The sequence below is a fragment of the Ruegeria sp. AL12 genome (assembly GCF_056540885.1).
The window spans coordinates 1-2,566 of sequence record NZ_JBQFXN010000027.1 but is presented as its reverse complement, the minus strand read 5'-3'; the positions used below and the strand labels follow the sequence as shown (position 1 = coordinate 2,566).

General features: G+C 63.7%; 2 protein-coding genes. Both read right to left on the bottom strand.

Annotated features, from left to right (window positions below; translation table 11 throughout):
- A partial coding sequence (gene gcvP, locus ACR0C6_RS20960; RefSeq protein ID WP_480621024.1) for an aminomethyl-transferring glycine dehydrogenase occupies nt 1-2,032 on the bottom strand: 2,032 nt, incomplete at its 3' end.
- Nucleotides 2,033-2,145: 113 nt separating this feature from the next.
- Nucleotides 2,146-2,511 carry a glycine cleavage system protein GcvH gene (gene gcvH, locus ACR0C6_RS20955; protein ID WP_170345522.1) on the bottom strand — a complete coding sequence of 122 codons (366 nt, stop codon included), beginning with the start codon at nt 2,509-2,511 and terminating at the stop codon, nt 2,146-2,148.
- Nucleotides 2,512-2,566 lie beyond the last annotated feature (55 nt).

The following is a 2,566-nucleotide window of genomic DNA, read 5'->3' as shown; positions in this document are numbered from 1 at the left end:
TGTTGGCGCCGTCGATATAGACCTGACCGCCGTGATCATGGGTGATCTGGCAGACCTCCTGCACGGTGGTCTCGAACACGCCATGGGTCGACGGGTAGGTGATCATGCAGGCGGCCAGATGATCGGAGTGCTTTTCCGCCTTGGCGCGGAAGTCGGCGACATCGATATTGCCCTTGTCATCCGCCTGCACCGGCACGACCTGCCAGCCCACCATCTGCGCCGAGGCCGGGTTGGTGCCATGGGCCGAGGTCGGGATCAGGCAGACATTGCGGTGCCCTTCGCCGCGGGCGAAGTGATAGTTGCGGATCGTCAGCAGGCCCGCATATTCGCCCTGCGCGCCCGAGTTGGGCTGCTGGCTGATCGCGTCATAGCCGGTGATCTGGCACAGCTTGTCGTTCAGATCGGCGATCATCTCGTGATAGCCCTGCGCCTGATCTTCCGGGCAGAACGGGTGCAGGTTGCCGAATTCGGGCCAGGTGACCGGGATCATCTCGATCGTCGCGTTCAGCTTCATGGTGCAGGACCCCAGCGGGATCATCGCCCGGTCCAGCGCCAGGTCACGGTCGGCCAGGCGGCGCATATAGCGGGTGATCTCGGCCTCGGCCCGGTTCTGGTGGAAGATCGGGTGGGTCAGATAGGCGCTTTCACGCAGCGCATAATCCGGCAGGCGGTATTGCTTGTTCGAGCTGTCATCCTTGCGGTCGATGCCGAAGGCGCCCCAGACGGCCTCGATCGTCTCGGGGCGGGTCTGTTCGTCCAGGCTGATCCCCACTTTCGTGTCGCCGACCTTGCGCAGATTGACGCCACGCGCCACGGCGGCCTCCATCACCGTCTTCTGCAGGTGGCCGACCTCGACCGTGATGGTGTCGAAGAACACCTCGGGTTCGACCGAGAAGCCCGCCTCTTCCAGGCCGGCGGCCAGGCGCGAGGTCTTGCGGTGCACCGATTGCGCGATCGCCTTGATGCCGTCGGGGCCGTGATAGACCGCATACATCGAGGCAATCACCGCCAGCAGCGCCTGCGCGGTGCAGACGTTCGAGTTCGCCTTCTCGCGGCGGATGTGCTGCTCGCGGGTCTGCAACGACAGGCGGTAGGCCTTGTTGCCGCGGCTGTCGATGGACACACCGATGATCCGGCCCGGCATGGATCGCTTCAGCTTGTCGGTGGTCGCCATGTAGGCAGCATGGGGCCCGCCATAGCCCATCGGCACACCAAAGCGCTGGGTCGAGCCGATGGCAATGTCCGCGCCCATCTCGCCCGGTGACTTCAGCAGCGCCAGCGACAGGATGTCGGCGGCGACGATGGCGATCGCTTTATGTTCATGCAGCGCCGCGATCTCGGCGGTGAAGTCGCGCACATGGCCATAGGTGCCCGGATACTGGAAGATCGCGCCGAATACCGCGCCCGCGTCCAGCTGATCCGGGTCGGCGACCTGCACGTCGATGCCCAGAGGCTCGGCGCGCGTTTTGATCACCGCGATGGTCTGCGGGTGGCAGTTCTTGTCGACGAAGAAGGCCGCGTTGTTGGCCTTGGACCGGCCGCCACGCTTGGCCATCGCCATGGCTTCGGCCGCCGCCGTCGCCTCGTCCAGCAAGGACGCGTTGGCCACGTCCAGCCCGGTCAGGTCGCTGACCATGGTCTGGAAGTTCAACAGCGCCTCGAGCCGGCCCTGGCTGATCTCGGGCTGGTACGGCGTGTAGGCGGTGTACCAGGCCGGGTTTTCCAGGATGTTGCGCAGGATCGGCGCAGGCGTGGTGGTGCCGTAATAGCCCTGACCGATCAGCGAGGTCAGAACCTTGTTCTTCCCCGCCACCTGTTTCATGTGGAAAAGCGCATCGCGTTCCGTCATCGCCGGACCCCAGTCCAGCGGCTGTTTCTGCCGGATCGCCGGGGGGACGGTGGCGTCGATCAGCTCGTCCAGCGTCTTGAAGCCGATCACCTTGAGCATGTCACGCATCTCGGTCGGGCTGGGACCGATATGGCGGCGGTTGGCAAAATCATAGGCTTCGTAGTCGGTCAGTTTGAAGGCCATTGCAGCGCTCCCATGGAAAGGTCAGGGCCGGCGGAGGCTTCGGGAGCCTCCGGCGGGAGTATTTGGAAAAAGATGAAGCGGTGGAGCCCCAAAGGCGGGGCTTCGGGTTTGGGTTAGCCGATGAAGGCTTTGTATCCGGCCTCGTCCATCAGGTCCTCAAGCTGCGATGCGTCCGCAATCTTGACCTTGTAGATCCAGGCCTCGCCTTCGGGGTCTTCGTTCAGCGCGCCGGGGTTGTCGGCCAGCGCCTCGTTCACTTCGACGATCTCGCCATCGACCGGAGCATAAAGCTCGGACGCGGCCTTGACGGATTCGATCACGCCGATCTCGCCGTCCTTCTCGAACTCGTCGCCCACTTCCTGCTGCTCGACGAAGACCACCTCACCCAGCTGTTCAGCCGCGTGCTTGGTGATGCCCAGCGTGGCGGTATCGCCCTCGACGGTCAGCCATTCATGCTCTTCGGAATAATAGGTTGCCATGTCTCTCTCTCCTGACTTCAACGCTTGTAATTCTGTTTGACGAAGGGCAGCGCCA